Here is a 25,137-nt window from a genome sequence, read left to right as displayed (position 1 = left end):
AGAGATCCCGGCCGGCATCTCGCGTTTTCTCCTCCGTCGCCCTCCCCGTCGCCCCGGCGAAAACCCGGTGCGGCACCGGCCCCGGTCTCCCTACGCTCACCAGCACACCGAGACCGTGACCGAGTGAGGGGAGCAGGGCCGTGCGTATCCGCACCGCACCCGTCGTCCCCCCGTCCCGGTTCGAGGTGATCCTCGTGTCTCCGGCCGTCCGGTGCCCGCTGCGCGGCCGGCACCGGATGCCCGCGACCGGCATCTGACGCGACGCCACCTCGCCCGCCCCGCCGGGCCGTGGCACCGTCCATCTCGCTCGCCCCGTCGGGCCGTGGCTCCGTCCACCCACCCGTCCCGGGAATCGCGCCGCCCTGTTCAAGACGAGCTCCACCGAGCAGCGAAAGGCCCCAGGCCGTGCGCACCCGCATCAGCACCCACACCGGCACCCAGCCGAACACCCGCACCGACCCGCTCGCCACCGTCCGCAACCTGGGCATCCTCGCCCACGTCGACGCGGGCAAGACGACCGTCACCGAGCGGATCCTCTATGCCACCGGTACCACCCACAAGCGCGGCGAGGTCCATGACGGCACCACCGTCACCGACTTCGACCCGCAGGAGCGCGACCGCGGCATCACCATCTTCGCCGCGGCCGTCAGCTGCGCCTGGGCCGGTCACCGGATCAACCTCATCGACACCCCCGGGCACGTCGACTTCGCCGACGAGGTCGAGCGCTCGCTGCGCGTCCTCGACGGCGCCGTCGCCGTGTTCGACGCGGTCGCGGGGGTGGAGCCGCAGAGCGAGTCCGTGTGGCGGCAGGCCGACCGGCACGGCGTGCCCCGGATCGCGTTCGTCAACAAGATGGACCGGGCGGGCGCCGACCTCGACACCGCCGTCGCCTCGATCCGCGAGCGACTGCACCCGGCGCCCCTGGTGGTGCAGCTGCCCATCGGAGCGGAGGACGGCTTCACCGGCGTCGTCGACCTGCTGCGCCTGCGCGCCCTGGTGTGGACGGACGGCGCGCACGCGGCCGAGGAGGGCCCGGTGCCCGACACCCTGCGCGAGGAGGCCCTGCGCAGGCGGCGACTGCTCGAAGAGGCGGTCGCCGAACGCCACCCGGCCGCGCTGGAGGAGTTCTGCGACCGGGAGACGCTCACCGCGGCCACCCTCACCGCCGCCCTGCGCGACCTGACGCGCACCGGCGACGGCGTGGTCGTGCTGTGCGGCTCGGCGTACCGCGACCGCGGCGTCGAACCGCTGCTGGACGCCGTGGTGACGTACCTGCCCTCGCCGCTGGACGTGCCCCCGGTGCACGGCACCCACGAGGGCACGGAGCAGGAAAGGACCGCCGACCCGGCGGCGCCGATGGCGGCACTGGCGTTCAAGGTGAGCGTCACCCCGACGGGACGGCTGACGTACCTGAGGGTGTACTCGGGCACGATCGGGAAGGGGGACACCGTGTGGGACGCGCGCACGCGCCGCACCGAGCGCGTCGGCCGCATCCTGCGGGTACGGGCCGACCGGCACGACCCGCTGGAACGGGCGGTCGCCGGGGACATCGTCGCGGTGGTCGGACTCAAGTCGGCCCGCGCCGGCTCGACCCTGTGCGCGCCGGACGCCCCGCTGCTCCTGGAACCCCCTGGGGTGGCGGAGCCGGTCGTGCACGTGGCCGTGGAGGCCAGGCGCTCCACCGACACCGACCGGCTGGCCTCCGCGCTCGCCCGGCTGACCGAGGAGGATCCCTCACTGGCCGTGCGCACCGACCCGGAGACCGGGCAGACCGTGCTGTCGGGCATGGGCGAACTGCACCTGGAGGTCGCGGCGGAGCGCGTCCGGCGCGAGCACGGGCTGGAGGTCACGGTCGGCCGCCCCGGTGTGGCCTACCGGGAGACGGTCGGCGAAGGCGTCACCGGCTTCGTCCACCGGCACGTCAAACAGGACGGCGGTGCCGGGCAGTTCGCGCACGTCGTGCTCGACGTGGAGCCGTGGGAGGAGGACAGCGGGGGCGGCGGTTTCGTGTTCCGTTCGACGGTCGTCGGCGGGCGCGTCCCGCAGGAGTACGTCCGGGCCGTCGAGGCGGGCTGCCGGGACGCCCTCGCCGAGGGGCCGCTGGGAGGGCACCCGGTGACCGGCCTCCGGGTCACGCTCACCGACGGCCAGACCCATGTGAAGGACTCCTCCGACACCGCGTTCCGCACCGCCGGCCGGTTCGGGCTCCGCGACGCCCTGCGCGCCTCGGAGATGGTTCTGCTCGAACCGGTCGTGGAGGTGACGGTCGCCGTGCCCGAGGACGGGGTCGGCGGGGTGCTCGGCGACCTCGCCGCGCGTCGCGGCCGGGTCACCGGCTCCGACACCCGGGGCGGTGCGGCGGTGGTCACGGCCACGGTGCCGCTGGCCGAACTGTTCGGCTACGCGACCCGGTTGCGCAGCCGCACCCAGGGCCGCGGCACCTTCACCGCCCGGCCCACCGGCTACGCGCCGGCACCGGCGAACGCGGTGCCGACGCGGTGAACGCCGCGGGATGCCCCCGCCCGGCGTGGCGGGGGCATCCCGGCGCGCGGGCGCGGGCATCCCGCGGCGCGCGTCCCGTCGTTCAGGGGTACTGCACGACCGTTCAGGGGTACTGCACGACCTTCGACGGCACGGTGTCCGTCCCCGACGTGGGCGAACCCGTGTCGTTGACGACGCACTCGTACTGCCCCTGCCCGCCCAGCGACACCACGAGCAGCCCGTGGAAGCGCACCCCGGAGCGGTTCGGCGCGGCGAAGCCGTGGTGCTGCACGATGGACGGGTTCACGTTGTAGTAGCAGTAGCTGCCCATGCCCCAGCCCTCGTGCTCGGTGACGTCGTCCGCGACCTTGTAGGCGGCGTATCCCTTGACCGAGCCGTTCTGGATCGCGGCCTGGTCGGGGGCGTCGTACGCCTTCTCGTTCTGGAAGAAGACCGTGCGGCCGCGCTCGCCGTTCCACTGCACGTCGTACTTGTTGAAGTGCTCGACGAACAGGCCGGTCATCAGGACGTCGTCGCCGTTCACCACCACGCCGTAGTCGGCGCGGTTGGTGTCCCAGCCGACGCCGTCGCCGTGGTCGGCGCGCCACACCCAGGTGTGGTCGACGATGGCGTGCCGGCTGTTGATCACCATGCTGGTGGTGGCCTTGCCGGGGCCCGCCCCGCCGATCCGGACGAACACGTCCTGCACGGTGGTCGGGTTGGCCGAGTGGTCCGCGGACGCGCCCTCGGGCCCGACCTCCAGCAGCGTCGGGGAGTTGACCGGGCCCGCGTCGACGAGGAACCCGGCCAGGCGCACGCCGTCCACGTCGGCGACCTTCACGGCGGTGACGCCGTTCTCGGGGATGAGGGTGGCGTAGCCGAGGCCCAGGACGACCGTCCCCGCGCGGTTCACCTCCACGGTCCGGTCCAGGTGGTAGACCCCCGGGGTCAGCAGCAGGTGCAGGCCCTCCGCCAGCGCCTGGTTCAGGGTGGCCGCCGAGTCGGCGGGCTTCGCGACGTAGAACCGGGACAGCGGGAGCGAGGTGCCGCGCGGGGTGCCGTTGCCCCAGGAGACACCGCGGGCGTCGGTGCGCTTCTCCGGCAGGAAGACGTGGTACTCGTCGCCGTCGAGGTACAGGAACGGCTTCTCCCGGGAGACGGGGGTCGTCTCCAGCGTGGTGTACGGCGGCTCGGGGAAGCTCTGCGCGGGTGCGCCCTCCACGCCGGAGAACACCATGTTCCACACGGCGTTGAGCCAGCCGCCGACCGAGCTGTCCCGGGTGTACCACTGCTGCTGGGAGTACGGGCCCACCGTGCCGTCGATCCGGCTGTCGGCGATGTAGCCGCCGCTGGCCCAGCCGTAGCCGTCGGGGGCGAGGTTGAGGCCGCCGCGCACGTGCATGCGCCGGAAGGGCGCCGCCTGCGAGACCGCCCAGCGGTTGGTTCCGCTGACCGGGACCAGGGCGAGGTTCTCCGCCGAACGCCAGAAGTTCTGCGTGGCGTTGCCGCCGAACCAGCCGGCGTCGACCGTGACGTCGCCGTTGATGGTGGTGTCGTCGGGGGAGAGGCCGAGGCCCGCGACGGAGGTGTAGAAGCCGAGCTGGGCGTTGAGCCCGCTGTACGTACCGGGCTTGAACAGCAGGGCGTAGCGGCCCGTGCCGAACTGGGCCGACTCCTGCTGCTCGAAGATCTCGTCGAGTCTGGTCTGGATGTTCGCCATGGACGGGTCGAAAACGATGACGTTCGGCCCGAGGTCACCGCCGCCGGGCAACGCGCGGGGGCCGGCGGAAGAGCCGGCGGACGTGGAGGAGGAGGCCGAGGCGGCGGCGGTTCCCGCCCCGGTCAGCGAGGCGAGCACGGGTGCCGCGGCGGCCGCACCGAGCAGGGTGCGCCGCCGCGGTCCGCAGGGGCCGGGTACGGGGGAGGGCGTGGGGGAAGAGGGCATGGGGTGGCGGCTCTCCTTGTTCGGAAAGTGAACGAAGTGGGGGTGAGGGAGCGCTCTCTGGAAGTGCATGCTTCATCCGTCCGCCCGGACACGTCAATACTCGCGACCGCTTCTTGTGTGCTGCGTTCAACAAGTGTGGCCAGGAGTCGCGTTGGTGCGTGCGCCGCTCATGCTGTCGAATCCCTTGACACCCTCCCCTCGTCCCTCAACACTCCGACGTGGGAGAGCGCTCTCCGAGAATGTCCCCGACCTTCCCAGGAGGTCTCCATGCCACGGAGATCGAAAGTTCTGTCCGGTGCCCTCGTCGCGAGCGCGTTACTGCTGACCTCGATCGGCATCGGCACGGTCGCCGCCAACGCCGACACCCCGGCCCGGGCCCCGTCCGCGCACACCGGGCACACCATGGCGGTCTCGACCGCCTCCTCGCCGGAGGACCCGGACGGCGACGGCTACATCCCCGCCAACCCGCCGGTCACCGGCGTCAGCCCGTCCACGAAGGAGCCGCCGCACCGCTACTTCCACGAGTTCCAGGCCAACTGCGCGGTCAGCCACACGGCCCCCGACGACCCGATCGTCTACGCCCAGCAGCCCGGCAAGTCGCACGACCACACCTTCATGGGCAACACGACGACCAACGCGTACAGCACCACCGCCTCGCTCGACGCCGGGTCCACCACCTGCCGGGCGCCCGGCGACCGTTCGGGTTACTGGATGCCGACCATGTTCGACGGCGGCACCCCGGTGCTCCCCGTCGGCCCGCAGACCATCTACTACAAGGCCGGCGTCACCGACTACACCAGCGTGCGGCCCTTCCCGAAGGGGCTGCGCTACGTCGTCGGCAGCCCGATGCAGAGCGCCCAGGAGTTCCGCAACCACCCGGGCTTCGTCGAGGGCTGGGAGTGCGGCGACAGCTTCTTCAACGTCGACTTCCCGGCCAACTGCCCCGAGCGCCGGGACGTCCAGGTCAACATCCGCTTCCAGGCTCCCAGTTGCTGGGACGGCAAGAACCTGGACACGCCCGACCACAAGAGCCACATGGCGTATCCGGTGGTCAACCCGGGGACCAACAACAACATCTGCCCGGCCGACCACCCCGTCGCCCTGCCGATGATCGAGTTCAAGATGGCCTTCCCGGTCAACGGCGACCTCTCCCAGGTACGACTGGCCAGTGGCGCGAGCTACTCGTTCCACTACGACTTCTTCAACGCCTGGGACGCGCCGACCCTCGACGCCATGGTCGGCCACTGCATCGTCGGCGGGCTCCAGTGCGACGCGCGCGGTTACGACCAGACCCACCCGGAGGCGGGCGCGGCACTGAACGAGCACTACGAACTGCCCTGACCGCCCGGAACCCCCCAGACCGGCCCGGCCGTCCACGCCCCGCCACGGCCGGGCCGCCCCCCACCCCCTGACCCGCAGACCGGAGACACACCCCGATGAGCCGACCCCGCACCCCCACCGGCCAACTCAGCCCCGCCCGCAGACTCACCGCCCCCCTGACCGCCGCCCTGCTCATCGTCGGCGCCCTCACCGCCCTGCCCGCGACGCAGGCGCACGCCGCGGGCAGCGTCGTGAAGGTCACCGGCACTCAGGGCAACTGGCAACTGACCGTCGACGGCAGCCCGTACACGGTCAAGGGCCTGACCTGGGGGCCGTCCCCCGCCGACGCCGACCGGTACATGCCCGACCTGAAATCGATGGGCGTCAACACCGTCCGCACCTGGGGCACCGACGCGAGCAGCCGCCCGCTCCTCGACTCCGCGGCCGCCCACGGCGTCAAGGTCATCGCCGGCTTCTGGCTCCAGCCCGGCGGCGGCCCCGGCAGCGGCGGCTGCGTCAACTACCTCACCGACACCGCGTACAAGAACCAGATGCTCGCCGAGTTCCCCCGCTGGGTCCAGGAGTACAAGGACCACCCGGGCGTCCTGATGTGGAACGTCGGGAACGAGTCGGTGCTCGGCCTGCAGAACTGCTACAGCGGAGACGAACTGGAGCGCCAGCGCGACGCGTACACCACCCTCGTCAACGACATCACCAAGAAGATCCACGCCGTCGACCCGAACCACCCCGTCACCTCGACCGACGCATGGGTCGGCGCCTGGCCCTACTACAAGAAGAACGCCCCCGACCTGGATCTGTACGCCGTCAACTCCTACGACGCCGTCTGCGACGTCAGGGGCGCCTGGGAGCAGGGCGGCTACACCAAGCCGTACATCGTCACGGAGACCGGTCCGGCCGGCGAGTGGGAGGTGCCTGACGACGCCAACGGCGTCCCGAAGGAGCCCACCGACCAGGCCAAGGCGCAGGGTTACACGGACGCCTGGAACTGCGTCACCGGGCACCGCGGGGTCGCCCTCGGCGCGACCCTGTTCCACTACGGCACCGAGTACGACTTCGGCGGCATCTGGTTCAACCTGCTGCCCGCCGGCCAGAAGCGGCTGTCGTACTACGCCGTCAAGCGGGCCTACGGCGGCGACACCTCGCGCGACAACACCCCGCCCGTCGTCTCCGGCTTCGGGGTCGAGGGCGACGCGGGCAAGGTGCAGGCGGGCAAGGACCTGGTCCTCACCGTGCGGGCGTCCGACCCCGACGGCGACCCGATCGCGTACGAGGTGCTGGCGAACAGCAACTACATCGACCAGAGCAAGCAGCTGACCCCGCTGCCCCTCACCGACCTCGGCGGCGGACGCCTCAAGGTGACGGCCCCGGACCGGCCCGGCGTCTGGAAGCTGTACGTCAAGGCCACGGACGGCAAGGGCAACGTCGGCGTCGAGACCCTCTCGGCGCGGGTCGTCCCGCCCGCCGTGGACGGCACGAACGTCGCCCTCGGCAAGCCGGCCACCGCCTCCTCGTTCCAGCCCGGTTACGGCGACTGCCCCTGCACCGCCGCCAACGCCGTCGACGGCAACCCGAACACGCGGTGGGCCAGCGACTGGAGCGACCCGCAGTGGCTCCAGGTGGACCTCGGCACGCGCACCGCCTTCCGGCACGTCCAGCTGTACTGGGAGGCCTCGTACGCCAAGGCCTACACCGTCCAGACCTCCGACGACGGACGGAACTGGCAGACGGTGTCCACCGTGACGGCCGGCAACGGCGGCGTCGACACCCTCGACGTGAACGGCGCCGGCCGCTACGTACGCGTCAACGGAACGGCTCGCGGCACCGGTTACGGCTACTCGCTGTACGAGTTCGGCGTCTACAGCTGACACCGACGCGCGCACGGCAGGCACGACACAGGGGAGGGGAGACCCGGGTGGGGACGAGCGACGACGAGATCGACCGGCTGCTCGGCAAACTGACACCGCAGGCCCGCGCACTGCTGCCGAACGGCGCCACGACCTGGCGCACGAGGGCGGAACCGGCGGTGGGACTACGCGAGTTGGTGATGTCGGACGGTCCGGCGGGTGTGCGGGGCGAGGCATGGGACGAGCGGAACACCTCGATCCTGCTGCCCTCCGCCTCGGCGCTCGCCGCCACCTGGGACGAGGCCCTGGTCGAACGCCTCGGCGGCCTGCTCGCCACCGAGGCCCGGCGCAAGGGCGTGGACGTCCTGCTCGCCCCCACCCTCAACCTGCACCGCAGCCCGCTGGGCGGCCGGCACTTCGAGTGCCTCTCCGAGGACCCCGAGCTGACCGGTCGCATCGGTGCCGCCCTCGTCCGCGGGGTCCAGGCCCACGGCGTGGCGGCCACCGCCAAGCACTACGTGGCCAACGACTCCGAGACCGACCGGCTCACCGTCGACGTACGGGTGGGGGAGCGTGCCCTGCGGGAGGTCTACCTCGCGCCCTTCGAAGCGGCGGTGGCCGCCGGGGTCCGGCTCGTCATGGCCGGGTACAACGCGGTCAACGGCACCACCATGACCGCGAACGCCCTGCTCACCGACCCGTTGAAGAGCGAGTGGGGCTTCGACGGCGTCGTCGTCTCCGACTGGGGCGCCGTGCGCGGCACCGTCGACACGGCCCGCGCCGGCCTCGACCTCGCCATGCCGGGGCCCGACGGCCCCTGGGGCGAGGCGCTGGCCCGGGCGGTCGCCGACGGCAGCGTGCCCGAGGCGGCGATCGACGACAAGGCGCGGCGGTTGCTGCGGCTCGCGGCCTGGCTCGGCGCGCTGGACGGGCACGACTCGTCCCTCGCGCCTGCCACGGACGGAGAGCCGGACGTGCGGCGCCCGCCGGCCCGCCCCCTCGGGGGGCCGGCTCCGGCACGTCCCAGCGGGGTTCCGGTCCCGGCACGTCCCGGCGGGGTCCCGGCTTCGGAAAGTCCTGGCGGGGCCCCGGCATCGGGAAGCCCCGGCGGGGTCCCGGCTTCAGACGACCCCGGCGGGACTGCGGCTCCGGGACGCATCCGCGACGTCCCGGATCCGGCACGCATCCGCGAGGGCCGGGCGCTGGTCCGCCGAGCGGTCGCCGCCGGCACCGTCCTGCTGGCCAACAGGGGCGTCCTGCCCCTCGACCCCGAGAGCCTCGGGACGGTCGCCGTGATCGGCGCGCACGCCGTGCGGACCCGCACCCAGGGCGGCGGCAGCGCCGGTGTCTTCCCGCAGGACGAGGTGTCCGTCCTGGACGGCGTCGAAGCCGCCCTGCGCGGTCGGGCCCGCGTCGTCCACGTCCCCGGCCCCCGGCCGGACGGCCCCGCGCCCCCGCTGGACCAGGACACCTGCACCGACCCGCGCTCCGGCCTGCCCGGCGTCCTGCTGCGCATGCTCGACGCGGACGGTCGCGAGCTGTACGCGGAACGGCGGGGCGGCGGGCGGCTGCTGGAGCCCCGCCTCGTTCCGGGCGCGCGCACCGTCGAGATCGTCGCCCGGCTGCGCCCCCGCACCGGGGGCCGCTGGACGCTGGGCGTGGCCGGCTTCGGCCGGATGAGCCTGACCCTGGACGGACGCACCCTGCTGGAGGGCGACTTCCCGCCGCACACCGACGACCCGGCGGTGGTGCACGTCAACCCGCCCGGCCGGTACGCCACCGCCGACCTCGCCGCCGGCCGGGACGCGCTGCTGGTGGCCCGCCGGGAGCTGGCCCCCGGCACCGGACGGGCGACCGTCGTCGTCGCGGCCCCACCGGCCCCTGACGTCGCCGCGTCGCTCGCCGAGGCGGCCCGCGCCGCGGCCGCGGCGGACGCGGCGATCGTGGTCGTCGGCACCACCGAGCACGGGGAGTCGGAGGGCTACGACCGTACGGGCCTGGCGCTCGGCGCGAGCCAGGACGCGCTGGTCCGCGCCGTCGCGGCGGCCAACCCGCGTACCGTCGCCGTCGTCAACAGCGGCGGCCCGGTGGAGCTGCCCTGGCGGGACGAGGCGGGCGCGGTGCTGCTGGCGTGGTTCCCCGGGCAGGAGGGCGGAGGGGGACTCGCCGACGTACTCCTCGGCCGCGCCGAGCCGGGCGGGCGGCTGCCCACCACCTGGCCGGACACCCTCGCCGACGCGCCGGTGACCGGCACCGGTCCGGCCGACGGCCGCCTCGACTACGACGAGGGCCTGCACGTCGGCTACCGGGGCTGGCTGCGCCGACCGCGGAAGCCCGCGTACTGGTTCGGGCACGGTCTCGGCTACACCACGTGGGCCTACGAGGAGCTGGCCCTTCCGGCGTCGGTCCGGGCGGGGGACGACCTGACCGTGCGCGTACGGGTGCGCAACACCGGTGCACGGGCGGGCCGGGAGGTCGTGCAGGTGTACCTCGCCCGGCCAGCCTCGGCGCTCGACCGTCCCGCACGGTGGCTCGCCGGGTACGCGGCGGTGCGGGCCCGTCCGGGGGAGACGGCGACGGCGACGGTCCACGTCCCGGCGCGGGCCCTGCGCCACTGGTCGGTGGAGGAGCGCGCCTGGCGCACGGAGGCGGGGCGCTGGCGGATGCTGGCCGGGCGGTCGGCGGGGGACGTACCGCTGGTGGGGGACCTGGAGGTGGTACCGGCGTCGGACGTGTGAGCGGGGGAGAGCGCTCTACCACCCGCCGGACCGTGCCGGTTAAGGTGCGGGCATGAGCAGACAGGCCCCGACCCTGGAGGACGTGGCCCGGGAGGCCGGCGTCTCCCGGGCCACCGTCTCGCGGGTGGTCAACGGCGTCCGCAACGTGGACCCGGCCATCCAGGACCTGGTCCGCCGGGCCATCGAACGGACCGGGTACGCCCCCAACCAGGCCGCCAGGCAGCTGGTCACCCGGCGCACGACGACGGTCGCCCTGGTCGTCTCCGGCGCGGGCGACGCCTCCGACGCGGAGCAGAACGCCTTCGCCACGCGGGTGTTCGCCGACCCGTTCTTCGGCCGCGTCGTCGGCGGCGTGGTCGGGCACCTCAGGCCGCGCGGGATGCACCCGGTGCTGATGTTCGCCGAGACGCCCGAGGCCCGGCAGGAGGTCGTCGCCTACCTCAGGCAGGGCGGCGCGGACGGCGCCCTGGTGGTGTCCACGCACCCCGACGACCCGCTGCCCGCGCTGCTCGCCGGTGCGGGACTGCCGGCGGTGCTGTTCGCCCGCCCGGGGCGACCGGTGCCGCTCAGCTACGTCGACCTCGCCCACCGCGACGGAGGCCGGCTCGCCGCCGAGCACCTGCTGGAGCGGGGGTGCCGCCGGATAGCCACCGTCACCGGTCCGCTGGCACTCGCGGCCGGCCAGGAGCGCCTGGCCGGCTTCCGCGACACCCTGGCCCGGCACGGGCACCCGTACGTGCCGGTGGCCGAGGGCGGCTTCACGGTGGACAGCGGCATGGCCGCGATGACCTCGCTGCTCGCCGAACACCCGGACACCGACGGCGTGTTCACCGCCAACGACCTGATGGCCCAGGGTGCCGTCCAGGTGCTGCGCGACCACGGGCGCCGGGTGCCGCAGGACGTCGCGGTCGTCGGCTTCGACGACTCAAGCGTGGCCGTGACCTGCCGGCCCCGGCTGACCACCGTACGGCAGCCGGTGGAGGAGATGGCGGCCACGATGGCACGCCTTCTCGACGACCACATCAAGGGCGTGCGCACCGAACCCACGTCGGTGATCTTCGACCCGGAACTGGTGGTGCGGGACTCGGCGTAGCGGTCGGGCCGGCGGTCGGCGGCACCGGCGGCCGGCGCTCAGCGAAGCGCGGTCTCGATGTGGGCGAGGTGGACGGCGAGGATCTCCTCGAAGGCGGCGTCGCGGTCCGCCCCGAGCGGGCGGATCTCACGGGCGAAGTGGGCCAGCGCGGGGAAGCGTTCGGGATCCGCGCCCAGCACGGCGACCCGGAACTGCTCCATGCCCTGCTCGTGCTCCTGGGCGCCGACGGCACCGAAGCCGCCCTCGGCGGTGACCAGGGAGGCGATCAGGACGACGAGCCGGTGGTAGTGCGCCGGGATCCGGTCGTCCGGCAGGCCCGAGGCGCGCAGCGCCTGCAGCACCTCTTCCATCATCAGGCGGGAGCCGGTACCCCCGGACCCGTGGCGCCCCCAGACCGCGGCGAGCTGCGGCTGCCGTCCGAACGCCGCGCGCAGGCGCAGGGCCACGGCGGTGAGGCGCTGCTTCCAGTCGCCCTCGGGCCGGTACCCCTCCATGGCGGACAGCAGGATCCGGTCGGCGACCGCGCGCAGCAGCTCGGTCTTGTTGCGGAAGTGCCGGTAGAGACTGGAGGAGTCGGTCCCCAGCGCCGCGGCGAGCTTGCGCACGCTGAACGTCTCGGCGTCACCCGCGAGCAGCAGCTCCGCCGCCGCGTCCAGGATCTGCTCGGTCGACCAGCGCCTCCGGCCTGCCATCCCGTCGTCCTCCCTCACGCTCCCGGCCGCCCCGCCCGCTCGGCACGACCCCATCCTCGCACCTCCCCCCGCCCACGCCACGCGCCTGCCCCGGTCCGCGTTCCGCTGTCCGGCCCGCGTTCCCCTGCCGCACCGGCACCGGCACCGGCACCGGCACCGGCACCGGCACCGGCACCGGCACGGGTACGGGGGAGTCGGCCGTTCCGCGCCGCGTGTGCGTCCTCCGGCCGGTACGCCCGCGTCGTGCGCGCCCCTACCGTCCGCCCGGCTGTCCGGCCCGGGTTCCCCTGCCGCACCGGCACACCGGCACACCGGCACCGGCGTCGGAGAGCAGGCCGGCCGTCCCGCCCGCGCCGCGCGCGCCCTCATCCCCCGACCCGCTGTCCCGCCAGCCTCCCCCCGAGCGCCGCTCGCCAGGCCGGGACCGGCGCGGGCGAGTCGACCGGCACGCGCCGGCCGCCTCGGGCGAAGAACGCCGCCAGCGGCAGGATCGCGGCGCCCACCGTCACCGCGTCGGGGCCGAGGCGGCCCAGGGCGATGCCCACCCGTCCGGCGGGGTGACGCAGGGCGTGGGCCAGGGTGTGGCTCCGCACCGTCTCCAGGAACGCCGGACCGAGCTGGAGCCCGGCCCAGCCGCCCACCAGGACGCGTTCGGGCTGGAAGAGATTGACGAGGTCGGCCAGCCCCGCGCCCAGGTACTCGGCGGTCTCCGCGAGGATCTCGGCGGCCACCGGGTCCGGTGCACGGCCCGCTCCGGGCCGGGCGGCGGACAGCAGCGCGGTCAGCGCGGCCTCCTCGTCGGCGCCGGGCGGTGGCTCGCCGCCCGCCTCCCGCCACCGCGCGAGCAGCGCCTCCGCGCCCGCGTACGCCTCCAGGCACCCCCGTGCGCCGCACCGGCACCGGCGCCCCCGCACCCGTACCGTCAGGTGCCCCCACTCCACCGCACGCCCCTGCTCCACCTCGTCGGTGACGACGCACGCGCCGACGCCGGAACCGAAGAGCACGACCACGGCGTTGTGCGCGCCCCGTCCGCCGCCGAACCACATCTCCGCCTGCCCCAGCGTCTTGGCGCCGTTGTCGATGAACAGCGGCACGTGCGGGGGCAGCCGGCCCGAGTCGCGCAGCAGCGCCTCCAGCGGGACCGCGTCCCAGCCGACGGTCTGACCGTGCACCAGGGTGCCCGCGGCGGTGCGTTCGACGATGCCGGGGACACCGATGCCCACGCCCAGCAGCTCACCGGGGTCCCGCGCCGGGCCGTCGGCGCCGAGCACCTCCGCGACACCGTCGAGGATGTGCCCCGCGACCACGCCGACGTCGTACGAGCGCGACCCGTGCCCGGGCAGGACACGCTCCGTGCGGGCCAGTTCGGACATCGACAGGTCGAACAGCTCCACGCGTACGCGGGTCTCGCCGACGTCGACGCCGACCAGGCGCCCCCGGCCGGCGGTGAGGCGCACGAGGGTGCGCGGGCGGCCGCCGTCCGCGCCGAGGCTGCCCGCCTCCTCCACGAGCCCGTCGGCCATCAGCTCGGCGACCACGTTGCTGACGGATCCCGAACTCAGGCCCGCGGCCGAGCCCAGTGCGAGCCTGCTCATCGGCCCGTCGAAATACAACCGTTGCAGAACGGCGCTGCGGCTCTCCCGCCGCAGGTCACGGACCGTGCGCCCGCCGTGCCTGGCCATCGGACCCCTTCCTTCCGCGGCCTCGCGCGAGCGCCGAAGCTGCGCGAGACCTTGACGAGTCTTTCTCTCGGGGTTTAACTCACGTCCTAAATTAAGCCATGAGGGGCTTCGGAACGGAAACAGCCGAAGCCGCCGTCGGGACTTCCCGACCGACTCCCGGAAGGAACCCAGGAGCCATGCGCAGCATCCGAGCCGCGGCCGTAGGCGCCGTCACCATGTCTCTCGCACTCGCCGCCACGGCCTGCGGAGGAGGCTCCTCCTCGGGCGGCGGATCCAACGACTCGCCGAAGGAACTCACCTACTGGGCCTCAAACCAGGGCGCCAGTGTCGAGGTCGACAAGAAGGTCCTCCAGCCCGAACTCGACAAGTTCGAGAAGGAGACCGGCATCAAGGTCAAGCTGGAGGTCGTCCCCTGGTCCGACCTGCTCAACCGGATCCTCACCGCCACCACCTCGGGACAGGGCCCCGACGTTCTGAACATCGGCAACACCTGGAGCGCCTCCCTCCAGGCCACCGGTGCCCTGCTGCCCTGGGACGCGAAGAACTTCGAGAAGATCGGCGGCAAGGACCGCTTCGTCGACTCCGCGCTCGGCTCCACCGGCGTCGAGGGCCAGGACCCGGCCGCGGTCCCGCTGTACTCGATGGCCTACGCGCTCTACTACAACAAGCAGATGTTCGCCGACGCCGGCATCACCAAGCCCCCGGCCACCTGGGACGAGCTGGTCGAGACCGGCAAGAAGATCTCCAAGGACGGCAAGTGGGGCCTGGGCGCCGAGGGCTCCAACCTGTCCAACAACATCCACCAGGTCTTCGTCCTCGCCAAGCAGCACGGCGCCGACTTCTTCACCGCCGACGGCAAGCCCGACTTCACCTCGGACGGCGCGGTCGCCGCCGTCAAGCAGTACGTCGACCTGATGGCCAAGGACAAGGTCGTCGCGCCCGGCAACGCCGAGTACGCGCAGAACCAGTCCCTCAGCGACTTCGCCAAGGGCAAGACCGCGATGGTGCTGTGGCAGACCGCCTCGGCCACCTTCAAGACGATGGGCATGAAGGACGACGAGTGGGGCGTCGCCCCCGCCCCCGTCCCCTCCGGCACCCCCGGCGCCGACGCCGCCACCAACTCCATGGTCGCCGGCATCAACATGGCCGTCTTCAAGAACACCGACAACGCCGACGGCGCCACCAAGTTCGTGAAGTTCATGACGAGCGACGCCGAGCAGAAGCTCCTCAACAAGGCGTACGGCTCCATCCCGCCGGTCAAGGCCGCGCAGTCCGACCCGGCGTTCAACACCCAGGCGACCGCCGTCCTGCGCGAGACCCTCGCCAAGAGTGCCGCCGCGCTGCCCCAGGTGGCCGACGAGTCGCAGTTCGAGACCGCGGTCGGCACCGCCGTCAAGGAACTCTTCGCCGACGCCGCGGCCGGTCGCCAGGTGACCACCGAGTCCGTCAAGGAGAAGCTCGCCAAGGCACAGCAGCAGATGCCCAACAAGTGAGCGCCCTGACTCGCGACACAGCCCCACCGACTCCGACACGGACACGGACCTCGCCATGACCACCACGACCGCCTCGGCGCAGCCCGGCGAGCGGACGGTCGGCACAAGCTCCCCCGGGACGGCGCGCGAACCCCGCCGCCGTCCCGGGCGGATCCGCCGCATCGGCCTGCCCTACCTGCTGCTCCTGCCGGCCCTGCTCCTCGAACTCCTCGTCCACCTGGTGCCGATGGTCATCGGCATCGTGATGAGCTTCAAGGAACTCACCCAGTTCTACATCCGCGACTGGACCACCGCCCCGTGGACCGGCGTCGACAACTTCACCATGTCGGTGGACTTCGACGCCCCCGTGGGCGAGGCGCTGCTCCACTCCTTCCTGGTCACCTGCGCCTTCACGATCCTCTCCGTCGGCCTGTGCTGGCTGATCGGCACCGCCGCCGCGATCTGCATGCAGGACGCCTTCCGCGGCCGGGGACTGCTCCGCGCGATCTTCCTGGTGCCGTACGCCCTGCCGGTCTACGCGGCCGTCATCACCTGGGCGTTCATGTTCCAGCACGACAACGGCCTGGTGAACCACGTCCTGCACGACCAGCTCGGCCTCACCGACAAGCCCTCCTTCTGGCTGATCGGCGACAACAGCTTCATCGCGCTGCTCGTCGTCTCGGTGTGGAAGGGCTGGCCGTTCGCCTTCCTCATCGTCATGGCCGGCCTGCAGAACATCCCCAAGGAGCTGTACGAGGCCGCCGCGCTGGACGGCGCCGGGGTCTGGCAGCAGATCCGCCGCATCACCCTGCCGTCGCTGCGTCCCGTCAACCAGGTCCTCGTCCTGGTGCTGTTCCTGTGGACGTTCAACGACTTCAACACGCCGTTCGTCCTGTTCGGCAAGGCCGCGCCGGAGGCCGCCGACCTGATCTCCATCCACATCTACCAGTCGTCGTTCGTCACCTGGAACTTCGGCACCGGCTCCGCCATGTCGGTTCTGCTGCTGCTGTTCCTGCTGGTGGTGACGGGCGTGTACCTGTTCCTGACCTCCAGGACCCCACGCGGCCCGCGGGCCCCCCGGCGCGCCCGGAACACCCAGGAGAGGAAGACGGCCGATGTCTAGGTCCCCGATGGCGGCGCCGCGCTCCTTCATGTGGACCCGCCGCGTGTTCCTGACCCTGCTCACCGGCTTCGTCCTGCTGCCGGTGTACGTCATGGTCTCCAGCTCGCTGAAACCCCTCGAGGACGTCTCCAGCCAGTTCCACTGGCTGCCGAGCGGCCTCACCGTCCGCCCCTACATCGACATCTGGTCGACGGTCCCGCTGGCGAAGTACTTCGTGAACTCGCTGATCGTGGCCGGCGCGGCGACCGTCTGCTCCGTCGTGATCGCCGTGTTCGCCGCCTACGCCGTCAGCCGCTACGAGTTCCGCGGCAAGCGCGTCTTCTCCGTGACCGTCCTGTCCACGCAGATGTTCCCGGGCATCCTGTTCCTGCTGCCCCTGTTCCTGATCTACGTGAACATCGGCAACACCACCGGCATCGCCCTGTTCGGCTCCCGGGGCGGCCTGATCCTCACGTACCTGACCTTCTCCCTGCCGTTCTCCATCTGGATGCTGATCGGGTACTTCGACTCGGTGCCCCGCGACCTGGACGAGGCGGCCCTCGTGGACGGCTGCGGGCCGCTGCGCGCCCTGTTCAAGGTCGTGGTGCCCGCGGCGATCCCCGGCATCGTCGCGGTCGCCGTCTACGCCTTCATGACCGCCTGGGGCGAAGTCCTCTTCGCCTCCGTCATGACCAACGACGCCACCCGCACCCTCGCGGTCGGCCTCCAGGGCTACTCCACGCAGAACGACGTGTACTGGAACCAGATCATGGCCGCCTCGCTGGTCGTGAGCGTCCCGGTCGTCGCGGGCTTCCTGCTCCTCCAGCGCTACCTCGTGGCGGGCCTGACGGCCGGAGCCGTCAAGTGACCGGAACGACCCCGCGCCCCCACCCCCAACCCGAAGGGACCTTCGTGACCATCGACTTCGCCGCACTCCCGGACGACTTCCTGTGGGGCACGGCCACATCGGCGTACCAGATCGAGGGAGCCGTCGCGGAGGACGGACGTTCGCCGTCGATCTGGGACACCTTCTCGCACACCCCCGGGAAGATCGACAACAACGACCACGGCGACGTCGCCTGCGACCACTACCACCGCACCCGCGAGGACATCGAGCTGATGCGGCGGCTGGGCACCAACGCCTACCGCCTCTCCGTCGCCTGGCCCCGTGTCGTACCGGGCGGCGACGGCCCGGTCAACGCCAAGGGCCTGGCCTTCTACGACCGGCTCGTCGACGACCTGCTGGCGGCCGGCATCACCCCCTCCGTCACCCTCTACCACTGGGACCTGCCGCAGGTGCTCCAGGACCGCGGCGGCTGGCCCGAGCGCGCGACCGCCGAGCACTTCGCGTCGTACGCCTCCGCGGTCGCCGAACGGCTCGGTGACCGCGTCCGGCACTGGGCCACCCTCAACGAGCCGCTGTGCTCGGCCTGGATCGGCCACCTGGAGGGCAAGATGGCCCCCGGCTGGACCGACCTGACCGCGGCCGTCCGCACCTCCTACCACCTGCTCCTCGGCCACGGCCTGGCGGCGGCGGCCATCCGAGCGGCGGCCCCGGACGCCCAGGTGGGCATCGTCAACAACCTCTCCACCATCCACGCCGCCACCGACCGCGAGGAGGACCTGGCGGCCGCCCGCCGCATGGACGGCCACACCAACCGCTGGTGGCTGGACCCGGTCCACGGCCGCGGCTTCCCGGAGGACATGCGCGAGGTCTACGGCGTCGAACTCCCCGAACAGCCCGGCGACATGAAGCTGATCGGAACCCCACTGGACTGGCTGGGCCTGAACTACTACTTCCCCCAGACCGTCGCCGACGACCCCACCGGGCCGGCGCCGCACGTCCGCACCGTCCGCCGCGTCGGCGTCCCGCGCACCGGCATGGACTGGGAGATCGACGCCGGCGGCATCGAGGACCTGCTGCTGCGCCTGACCGACGAGTACGGGGCACGCAAGCTGTACGTCACCGAGAACGGCTCCGCCTTCCCCGACGTGATCCGCCCCGACGGCACGATCGACGACCCCGAGCGCCAGGAGTACCTGACGGCCCACCTCGCCGCCTGTGCCTCCGCCGCCCGCAGGGGAGCCCCGCTGGCCGGCTACTTCGCCTGGTCGCTGCTGGACAACTTCGAGTGGGCGTACGGCTACGACAAGCGCTTCGGGCTGGTCCACGTCGACTACGCGACGCAGGCCCGCACCATCAAGGGCAGCGGACACCACTACGCGGACATCATCGGCCGGGCGCGGGGGAGGGAGCGCAGGGCCGCCTGAGAACCCCGTGGTGGGTCCGGACGCGGGAGTCCGGGCCCACCACGGTCCCTCCCCTCTCCGCCGAACATTAATGACAGGTACATGCCATAGCGAGAGTGTTCGCCTCCGCGCGACGAAGCGCAGGTTCCCCACCGACCCAAGGAGAAGAACCGCATGCCGTCCCGTACCCCCCGCACCCTCATCACCGCTCTGACCACGCTCACCCTGCTGGCCGCCGTCCCGTCCCTCACCGCCGTCACCCCGGCCGCCGCCGAACCGTCCGCCGCGGCGGCAGCGGCCTGGGACACCGACCGCGCTGCCGCCGCCTACGCCGCCGCCCCGGCCGCGGTCACCGCCTCGGCCAGCGAGAACGCCGGCACCGCGCCCGGCCTCGCCTTCGACGGCGACGGCGGCACCCGCTGGTCCAGCGACTTCAACGACACCGCCTGGATCCGCGTCGACCTCGGGACGACGATCCGCGTCGACCGGGTGACGCTGGACTGGGAGGCCGCCTACGGCAAGAGATACGTCCTGGAGGCGTCCACCAACGGCACCGACTGGAAGCCCTTCTACACGGAGACGGCCGGCTCCGGCGGATCGGTCACCGCGCACACCTACCCGCAGGAGGTGCGGGCGCGCTACGTCCGCATGCGCGGCGTCGAACGCGCCACTCCCTACGGCTACTCCCTCTACTCCTTCAAGGTCTACGGCGGCGAACAGGCCCCCGCGTCCACCACCCGCACCAACCTCGCCCTGAACCACCCGGCGTACTCGAACGTCTACCAGCACGCGGGCGCCTCACCGGCGTTCGTCACCGACGGCGGCCGCCCCGCCGACCTCAGGGGCGACGCCACCCGCTGGTCCAGCGACTGGAACGCCGACCGCTGGGTCTCCGTCGACCTCGGCGCCACCTCGACCGTCGACACGGTGGACCTGTACTGGGAGGCGGCCTACGCCGTCGACTACGAACTCCAGGTCTCCGACGACAACCGCACCTGGCGCACGGTGTACCGGCCCTCGGCCGCCGAGGTCGCCGCCCGCCGGGCGGACGTCAAGGCCCCGGGCGAGGCCACCGGCCGCCACGACACCGTCCGCCTCCCCCAACCCGTGACCGGCCGCTACGTCCGCATGCTCGGCAAGGAACGCCGCTCCTTCTACAACCCGGCCCCGGCCACCGCCCAGTTCGGCTACTCGCTCTACGAGTTCGAGGTCTGGGGCACGGGAGGCAGCGCGGCCGCCGCCTACCCGGCGCTGCCCGGCGAGCAGTCCGGCGCCTACCGCACCACGTTCTTCGACGACTTCACCTCGGCCGCGCTGGACCGCGGCAAGTGGCGGGTCGTCCGCACCGGCACCGAGATGGGCTCCGTCAACGGCGAGTCGCAGGCCTACGTCGACTCGGCCGACAACATCCGCCTGGAGAACGGCGCCCTGGTCCTGCGCGCCAAGCACTGCAAGGGCTGCACGAAGGCAGGCGGCGGCACCTACGACTTCACCTCCGGCCGCATCGACACCAACACCAAGTTCGACTTCACCTACGGCCGGGTCAGCGCCCGTATGAAACTCCCCGTCGGCGACGGCTTCTGGCCCGCCTTCTGGCTGCTCGGCAGCAACGTCGACGACCCCTCCGTGTCCTGGCCCGCCTCGGGCGAGACCGACATCATGGAGAACATCGGCTACGGCGACTGGACCAGCACCGCCCTGCACGGCCCCGGCTACTCGGCCGACGGCAACATCGGCGCACGCCAGGTGTACCCGGGCGGCGGGCGGGCCGACCAGTGGCACACCTACGCGGTGGAGTGGACGCCGACGGGCATGAAGTTCTCCGTCGACGACCGCGTGGTCCAGGAGACCACCCGCAACAAGCTGGAGTCGACGCGCGGTGCCTGGGTCTTCGACCACAACCAGTACGTCATCCTCAACCTCGCGCTCGGCGGCGCCTACCCGGCGGGCTGGAACAAGGTCACCAGCCCGTACTGGGGGCTGCCGCAGTCCAGCGTGGACCGGATCGCGGGCGGGGGAGTACAGGCGGAGGTGGACTGGGTGAAGGTGGAACAGAAGGGGTGATCCGGCGCGGAGCGGTGCAGTGCGGTGCGGTGCGGCGGCGTGTCCGGTGCCCGTGAACGGGAGGACGGGCAGGGACGCGTGGGCCTCGACCGCACCCGCCGGATCGGCAGGGCCGCCGGACACCCCTGGGGGGATCCGGCGGCCCTGCCGCGACCCGGTGGTGGGGCCGGCCAGTGGTGTGCGGTCCGGTGATGTGCGGCCGGGCAGGCGGCCCGGTGGGGCGGCCGTTCAGCCGGCGGCCGACATCACCGCACCGAGCAGCGCGGGCAGGAGGACGAGCCCCGACACCCGTGCCGCCGTGCGGTGCGCGCTCCGAGTGGTGAGCCTGCGCACGGCGAAGGAGGCCACGAGAGCGAGCGGGAAGACGACGAGCGCGGCCTCCTCGATGCCGACGCCGCCCCCCGTGAGGCGTCCGGCACCGACCATGGCCACGGCGCCGGTGAGCAGCGCGAGCAGTACCGACCCGGCACCGAACCAGCGGCGTTCCAGGTACTCGACGGCCTTCCCGGCTCCGGCGCCCGCCAGCCCGACCCGTACCGCGCTCACCACGGCCGAGACCAGCACGACGCCACCCGCGACGAGAACCGCCCACTGCAGTGCGACAGCGACTGTGTGCATGATGCGACTCCTTGTCCTACGGCGGTTCACCAGCAGTGCTTGATGACCTGGTCCACGCCGAGGATCTCGGCGGCGATCGCTCCGATGCCCGTGCCGCTCTCCTCGAAGACCTCCATGATCGCCTTCTTGAAGCTCTTCTTGCCGCGCTTCTTCTTGTCCTGGATCTTCTTGACGACCTTCTTGATGCCGCCGAGCTTGTCGATGGCCTTCTTCACCTTGTAGATCTTGCCGATGGCCAGGATGTTCGACCCCACGGCCAACAAGATGCCCCGGGCACAGCCGCCGGCACTGAACTTCATCGGCTGGACGAGGCCGCCGGTGGCCGAGGAGTCCCCCAAGCGGTCCCGGAGCCACTGCTCGGTGGCTGCCCGGCCCTGGGCCAGCACCTCGTCGGGAATCTCGGTGATGAGACGGAGCGCCTCTTCGAGCCCGGCGAGAGCGGCCTCGTCGTCGAGGCCTTCCAGTCCGTCGAGTCCGTCGAGCCCTTCCGACCCGGCCGGCCCGACTCGTGCCCCGAGGGCGGGTGCGGACGCGAGCGACGCGAACGCGGGCGTTGCCGACACCGCCGTGTGCGGCGCCGAGGTGCTCCGCTCGGCGGCGTTCGCGCTCGCCAGCGGTGCCGCCACACCCAAGGCCACCGCGGCCGCGGTGAGGGCGGCGACCTCGCGCAGCCGCTTTCTGCCGCCGAGCCCATGGCCGTCGCGCACGGCAGTCGGGCGGGTTTCGTGCATGGATGACGTGGTCACGTCTTCCCCCAGTTTCGAACTTCGGTTGCGGACTTCGTTCGTCTCACGGCGCGTCCGGTTTCCCGCGCCTCCGCACCTCGCCACGAAACCGCTGGTCAGGCGGTCACGTCGAGGGCACAACGGGAAGATCATTACTTGTGGGTACGCTTCGGGACAAGTTCTTGAGCGAGATCTGAGCCCCCTCGGAACCGGCCGATGCGCACCCCCGGCCGCCCCTCCAGTGGCCGGCAGCACCACGGGAGGGACCAGGGCGGCTCCGGATAGGCTGACGAACCGTCGGCGTCCACGCGTACGGAGGAGCGTCCTGTGACCATAGGTGCACCCAGGCCCCACATCGACACGAGCAAGCCGCACCCGGCCCGCGTCTACGACTGGCTGCTGGGCGGCAAGGACAACTACCCCGTCGATCAGCAGGTCGGTGAGACCCTCCCGGCGGAGGCGCGGGGCAACGCGGCCCGGAACCGGGCGTTCATGCATCGCGCGGCGGCCTGGCTGGCGAAGAACGGCGTCGACCAGTTCCTGGACATCGGCACCGGCATCCCCACCGAACCCAACCTGCACCAGATCGTGCAGGCGATCAGGCCCGACGCCCGGATCGTGTACGCGGACAACGACCCGATCGTCCTGCGCCACGCCGAGGCGCTGCTGACCAGCAGCCACGAGGGTGCCACCGACTTCATCCTCGCCGACGTACGGCAGCCCGCGACGATTCTCGAACGCGCCCGCGAGATCCTGGACTTCGACCGTCCCGTCGCCCTCTCGCTGATCGCCCTCCTGCACTTCCTGCCCGACGACGAGGACCCGTACCGCGTCGTGCGCACCCTCGTCGACGCCCTCCCCCGGGGCAGCCACCTGTTCCTCTCGCACGGCACCGCCGACCAGCACCCGGAGTTGCAGCAGGAGACCGAGGCCGCGTACAAGAAGGGCGCGATCCCGCTGCGGATGCGGACCCGGAGCGAGGTCGAGCCCTTCTTCGACGGACTGCAACTCGTCGCCCCCGGCCTGGTGTTCGCCACCGAGTGGTACAAGGAGGAACCGGCGCCGGTGCGGGAACGCAGCGGCTTCTACGTGGGCGTCGCGCGCATCCCCTGAGCAGTCCGAGCCGTCCGGAGGGGTCGGGCCCCGGCCCCTCCGGACCGCCTCGACGTGAGCCGGCGCACCTCGCCGTCCGCTGACACGGACCCCGACCGCACGCCGGCCGACGCCGCCGCACACCCGCACCGCACACTTGCACCGCACCACCGCACCACGATCAGCCACCCACCCAGGGAGCCGCCGTGTTCGCGAACGTGCCCACCGCCCGAAGCCCTCTGCGCGCCAGAGTCCTCCTGGTCCTCGCCGTCCTGCTCGCCGTCCTCGCGCCGACGGCCCCGGGAGCGCTGGCCGCCGGGCAACAGGACACCGGCCGCCACCCCGGCACCGGTGCCGAAGTCGTCGCCGTCACCCAGGTCGCGGACCGACAGGTCGACCTGTCCGTCCGGTCCACGGCCCTGGGCGGCCGTACGGTCGACGTCCGCCTGCTCACCCCCGACGGCTGGAGCCCTCACGCCCGGGGCGGCCACCGTCAGCACTGGCCCACCCTCTGGCTCCTGCACGGCTGCTGCGGCGACTACACGTCGTGGACGAGCATGACGGACGTGGCGGAGACGGAGAGCCTGAGCGACGTCCTGGTCGTGATGCCCGAGGCCGGTTGGAACGGCTGGTACAGCGACTGGTGGAACCACGGGGAGGGCGGCGACCCGGCCTGGGAGACCTTCCACACCGAGGAGCTGCGCCGGCTCCTGGAACGCGACTGGGGCGCCGGGAACGACCGTGTGGTGGCGGGCCTGTCCATGGGCGGTCAGGGCGCCCTGCTGTACGCCGCCCGGCATCCCGGGATGTTCAAGGCGACGGCGGCCTACTCCGGCTCCGCCCACCCCCTCCTGAACACCGAGTCGGTCGACCGCATCATGGGCCTCTTCGCCGGCCAGGGCAACGACCCGCTCCGCGTCTGGGGCGACCCGGTAGCCCAACGCCGGATATGGCAGGCACACGATCCCTTCCACCTCGCCGGGCGGCTGAGGCCGATCCCGGTCTACCTGTCCTGCGGCGACGGCACCACCGGCCCCCTGGACCCACCGGGCGCCACGAGCGCGCTGGAGGCCGACTTCAACCGCCAGAACCACGCGCTCGCCGCCGAGCTGAACCGCGTCGGCGCGCGACACGTGACGACGAACTTCTACGGCCCGGGGACCCACGGATGGGCCTACTGGGAGCGGGAACTGCACGCCTCACTGCCGATGCTGCTCGGGGCGCTGGGCACCGGCACCGGCCGCGGCTGACCCCGTCACCGCACGAGATCGCGGACTCGTGAGCCCGAGCCCCGCCGCCCGGGCCGGGGTGGGGCGCGACACCGGTGCGTCGCGCCCACGCCCCTACGTCTCCCCGGGGCGCCTCAGAACGACCACCGCGTATGGCTGTAGACCCCCTCGTCCCGCCCGAAGCCGTACGCGGTGACAGGGGACACGGCGAACAGCACCGCGTTCCCGCTCCGCATGGCGTCCCCGATGCCGTGGAAGGTGCCTTCGGGTGACGTGATGTGCGCCCCGTACTTCTCCTCGTACGCGGCGATCACCTCCTCCAGCACCGCTGGATCCCCGACCCGCTCCGCCTCGCCCTCCACGACCAGGTCGAACCCCTCGGTGAGTGAATTCGAACCCGTGAGCAGCGCACAGTGTGCGTCATGGGCCAGGTTCCTGGCCTTCTGCTCACCCGGTCCGGTGGAGAAATACAGCACGCCGTCGTGCCAGGCCGCGATCGCCGGCGTGATGTGCGGCCCGCCGCCGGGGCGCACCGTCACCACCCAGTAGATCTCGGCGGCCGCGACGCGCCCGCGGGCTTCGGCCCACTCGGTGGCGGTGACGTCCTCGGCGCCCGGGCGGGGGTTGAGTGCGGAGCTGTAGCGGGCATCGAGCTCGGTCGTGGGTCGCTGGACCTCGGGTCGTTCCATGGGCATGGCGTATCTCCTCGCTGTCGTCCACACAACGACTGCCGGCCGGACCGGACATCATCGGTACGCCGTCCCCTTTT

The 25,137-nt window shown here is 72.4% G+C and carries 18 protein-coding genes; 12 read left to right on the top strand and 6 right to left on the bottom strand.

Annotated elements, in window-relative coordinates:
• The first annotated feature begins 405 nt into the window (after positions 1-405).
• On the top strand, positions 406-2,502 hold the full coding sequence (gene fusA, locus EV562_RS25380; RefSeq protein WP_243860167.1) for an elongation factor G: 2,097 nt from the start codon (positions 406-408) through the stop codon (positions 2,500-2,502).
• 103 nt (positions 2,503-2,605) lie between these two features.
• On the opposite strand, the gene EV562_RS25375 is transcribed toward fusA, so the two are convergent.
• Entirely contained in the window at positions 2,606-4,426 is a 1,821-nt protein-coding gene (locus EV562_RS25375; RefSeq protein ID WP_133889175.1) for a coagulation factor 5/8 type domain-containing protein, read from the bottom strand.
• 267 nt (positions 4,427-4,693) lie between these two features.
• Here EV562_RS25375 and EV562_RS25370 point away from each other — a divergent pair, with 267 nt between their 5' ends.
• The 4 genes from EV562_RS25370 (at position 4,694) to EV562_RS25355 (ending at position 11,442) form a co-directional block, all read left to right on the top strand.
• Entirely contained in the window at positions 4,694-5,767 is a 1,074-nt protein-coding gene (locus EV562_RS25370) for a DUF1996 domain-containing protein (protein ID WP_133889174.1), read from the top strand.
• 95 nt (positions 5,768-5,862) lie between these two features.
• Complete coding sequence (locus EV562_RS25365) at positions 5,863-7,632, top strand: discoidin domain-containing protein (RefSeq protein WP_133889173.1); 1,770 nt, start codon at positions 5,863-5,865, stop codon at positions 7,630-7,632.
• A gap of 47 nt (positions 7,633-7,679) precedes the next feature.
• Complete coding sequence (locus tag EV562_RS25360) at positions 7,680-10,349, top strand: glycoside hydrolase family 3 C-terminal domain-containing protein (RefSeq protein ID WP_133889172.1); 2,670 nt, start codon at positions 7,680-7,682, stop codon at positions 10,347-10,349.
• Between the two features lie 52 nt (positions 10,350-10,401).
• The gene (locus tag EV562_RS25355) at positions 10,402-11,442 is read left to right on the top strand and encodes a LacI family DNA-binding transcriptional regulator (RefSeq protein ID WP_133889171.1); all 1,041 of its coding nucleotides are present in this window, start codon (positions 10,402-10,404) and stop codon (positions 11,440-11,442) included.
• Between the two features lie 38 nt (positions 11,443-11,480).
• Here the strand turns inward: EV562_RS25355 and EV562_RS25350 are convergent, their stop codons facing one another.
• Together EV562_RS25350 and EV562_RS25345 are read right to left on the bottom strand one after the other, a co-directional pair.
• On the bottom strand, positions 11,481-12,134 hold the full coding sequence (locus EV562_RS25350) for a TetR/AcrR family transcriptional regulator (RefSeq protein ID WP_133889170.1): 654 nt from the start codon (positions 12,132-12,134) through the stop codon (positions 11,481-11,483).
• A gap of 365 nt (positions 12,135-12,499) precedes the next feature.
• Entirely contained in the window at positions 12,500-13,816 is a 1,317-nt protein-coding gene (locus EV562_RS25345; protein WP_133889169.1) for an ROK family transcriptional regulator, read from the bottom strand.
• A 176-nt stretch (positions 13,817-13,992) separates the two neighbouring features.
• Here EV562_RS25345 and EV562_RS25340 point away from each other — a divergent pair, with 176 nt between their 5' ends.
• From EV562_RS25340 to EV562_RS25320, 5 genes are all read left to right on the top strand, one after another.
• A complete protein-coding gene (locus EV562_RS25340) occupies positions 13,993-15,309 on the top strand; it encodes a sugar ABC transporter substrate-binding protein (RefSeq protein ID WP_133889168.1) in 1,317 nt (438 codons plus the stop codon).
• 55 nt (positions 15,310-15,364) lie between these two features.
• Positions 15,365-16,411, top strand: a complete 1,047-nt coding sequence (locus EV562_RS25335; protein WP_133889167.1) for a sugar ABC transporter permease — start codon at positions 15,365-15,367, stop codon at positions 16,409-16,411.
• Positions 16,412-16,418: 7 nt separating this feature from the next.
• On the top strand, positions 16,419-17,258 hold the full coding sequence (locus EV562_RS25330; RefSeq protein ID WP_133889363.1) for a carbohydrate ABC transporter permease: 840 nt from the start codon (positions 16,419-16,421) through the stop codon (positions 17,256-17,258).
• A gap of 44 nt (positions 17,259-17,302) precedes the next feature.
• Positions 17,303-18,661: a GH1 family beta-glucosidase gene (locus EV562_RS25325; protein ID WP_133889166.1), complete on the top strand. Its 1,359-nt coding sequence runs from the start codon at positions 17,303-17,305 to the stop codon at positions 18,659-18,661.
• Between the two features lie 153 nt (positions 18,662-18,814).
• A complete protein-coding gene (locus tag EV562_RS25320; RefSeq protein WP_133889165.1) occupies positions 18,815-20,704 on the top strand; it encodes a discoidin domain-containing protein in 1,890 nt (629 codons plus the stop codon).
• Positions 20,705-20,932: 228 nt separating this feature from the next.
• Here the strand turns inward: EV562_RS25320 and EV562_RS25315 are convergent, their stop codons facing one another.
• Entirely contained in the window at positions 20,933-21,322 is a 390-nt protein-coding gene (locus tag EV562_RS25315; RefSeq protein ID WP_133889164.1) for a hypothetical protein, read from the bottom strand.
• A 26-nt stretch (positions 21,323-21,348) separates the two neighbouring features.
• Positions 21,349-22,053: a hypothetical protein gene (locus EV562_RS25310; protein ID WP_133889163.1), complete on the bottom strand. Its 705-nt coding sequence runs from the start codon at positions 22,051-22,053 to the stop codon at positions 21,349-21,351.
• Between the two features lie 321 nt (positions 22,054-22,374).
• On the opposite strand from EV562_RS25310, the gene EV562_RS25305 reads away from it, so the two are divergent.
• Together EV562_RS25305 and EV562_RS25300 are read left to right on the top strand one after the other, a co-directional pair.
• Positions 22,375-23,160: an SAM-dependent methyltransferase gene (locus tag EV562_RS25305; RefSeq protein ID WP_133889162.1), complete on the top strand. Its 786-nt coding sequence runs from the start codon at positions 22,375-22,377 to the stop codon at positions 23,158-23,160.
• A 185-nt stretch (positions 23,161-23,345) separates the two neighbouring features.
• Complete coding sequence (locus EV562_RS25300; protein ID WP_133889161.1) at positions 23,346-24,389, top strand: alpha/beta hydrolase family protein; 1,044 nt, start codon at positions 23,346-23,348, stop codon at positions 24,387-24,389.
• Between the two features lie 113 nt (positions 24,390-24,502).
• Here EV562_RS25300 and EV562_RS25295 read toward each other — a convergent pair whose 3' ends face one another.
• Entirely contained in the window at positions 24,503-25,063 is a 561-nt protein-coding gene (locus EV562_RS25295; protein WP_133889160.1) for a pyridoxamine 5'-phosphate oxidase family protein, read from the bottom strand.
• Positions 25,064-25,137 lie beyond the last annotated feature (74 nt).

It is taken from the genome of Streptomyces sp. BK208, from assembly GCF_004364245.1.
Classification (GTDB): domain Bacteria; phylum Actinomycetota; class Actinomycetes; order Streptomycetales; family Streptomycetaceae; genus Streptomyces.
Note: the sequence above shows the minus strand (reverse complement) of the source record. Positions and strands in the feature narration are given on the sequence as shown.

Coding starts and splice junctions, on each gene's coding strand:
- EV562_RS25375 (WP_133889175.1), bottom strand. CDS start 4,426: ATGCCCTCTTCCCCCACGCCCTCCCCCGTACCCGGCCCCTGCGGACCG.
- EV562_RS25370 (WP_133889174.1), top strand. CDS start 4,694: ATGCCACGGAGATCGAAAGTTCTGTCCGGTGCCCTCGTCGCGAGCGCG.
- EV562_RS25365 (WP_133889173.1), top strand. CDS start 5,863: ATGAGCCGACCCCGCACCCCCACCGGCCAACTCAGCCCCGCCCGCAGA.
- EV562_RS25355 (WP_133889171.1), top strand. CDS start 10,402: ATGAGCAGACAGGCCCCGACCCTGGAGGACGTGGCCCGGGAGGCCGGC.
- EV562_RS25350 (WP_133889170.1), bottom strand. CDS start 12,134: ATGGCAGGCCGGAGGCGCTGGTCGACCGAGCAGATCCTGGACGCGGCG.
- EV562_RS25345 (WP_133889169.1), bottom strand. CDS start 13,816: ATGGCCAGGCACGGCGGGCGCACGGTCCGTGACCTGCGGCGGGAGAGC.
- EV562_RS25340 (WP_133889168.1), top strand. CDS start 13,993: ATGCGCAGCATCCGAGCCGCGGCCGTAGGCGCCGTCACCATGTCTCTC.
- EV562_RS25335 (WP_133889167.1), top strand. CDS start 15,365: ATGACCACCACGACCGCCTCGGCGCAGCCCGGCGAGCGGACGGTCGGC.
- EV562_RS25330 (WP_133889363.1), top strand. CDS start 16,419: ATGGCGGCGCCGCGCTCCTTCATGTGGACCCGCCGCGTGTTCCTGACC.
- EV562_RS25320 (WP_133889165.1), top strand. CDS start 18,815: ATGCCGTCCCGTACCCCCCGCACCCTCATCACCGCTCTGACCACGCTC.
- EV562_RS25315 (WP_133889164.1), bottom strand. CDS start 21,322: ATGCACACAGTCGCTGTCGCACTGCAGTGGGCGGTTCTCGTCGCGGGT.
- EV562_RS25310 (WP_133889163.1), bottom strand. CDS start 22,053: ATGCACGAAACCCGCCCGACTGCCGTGCGCGACGGCCATGGGCTCGGC.
- EV562_RS25295 (WP_133889160.1), bottom strand. CDS start 25,063: ATGCCCATGGAACGACCCGAGGTCCAGCGACCCACGACCGAGCTCGAT.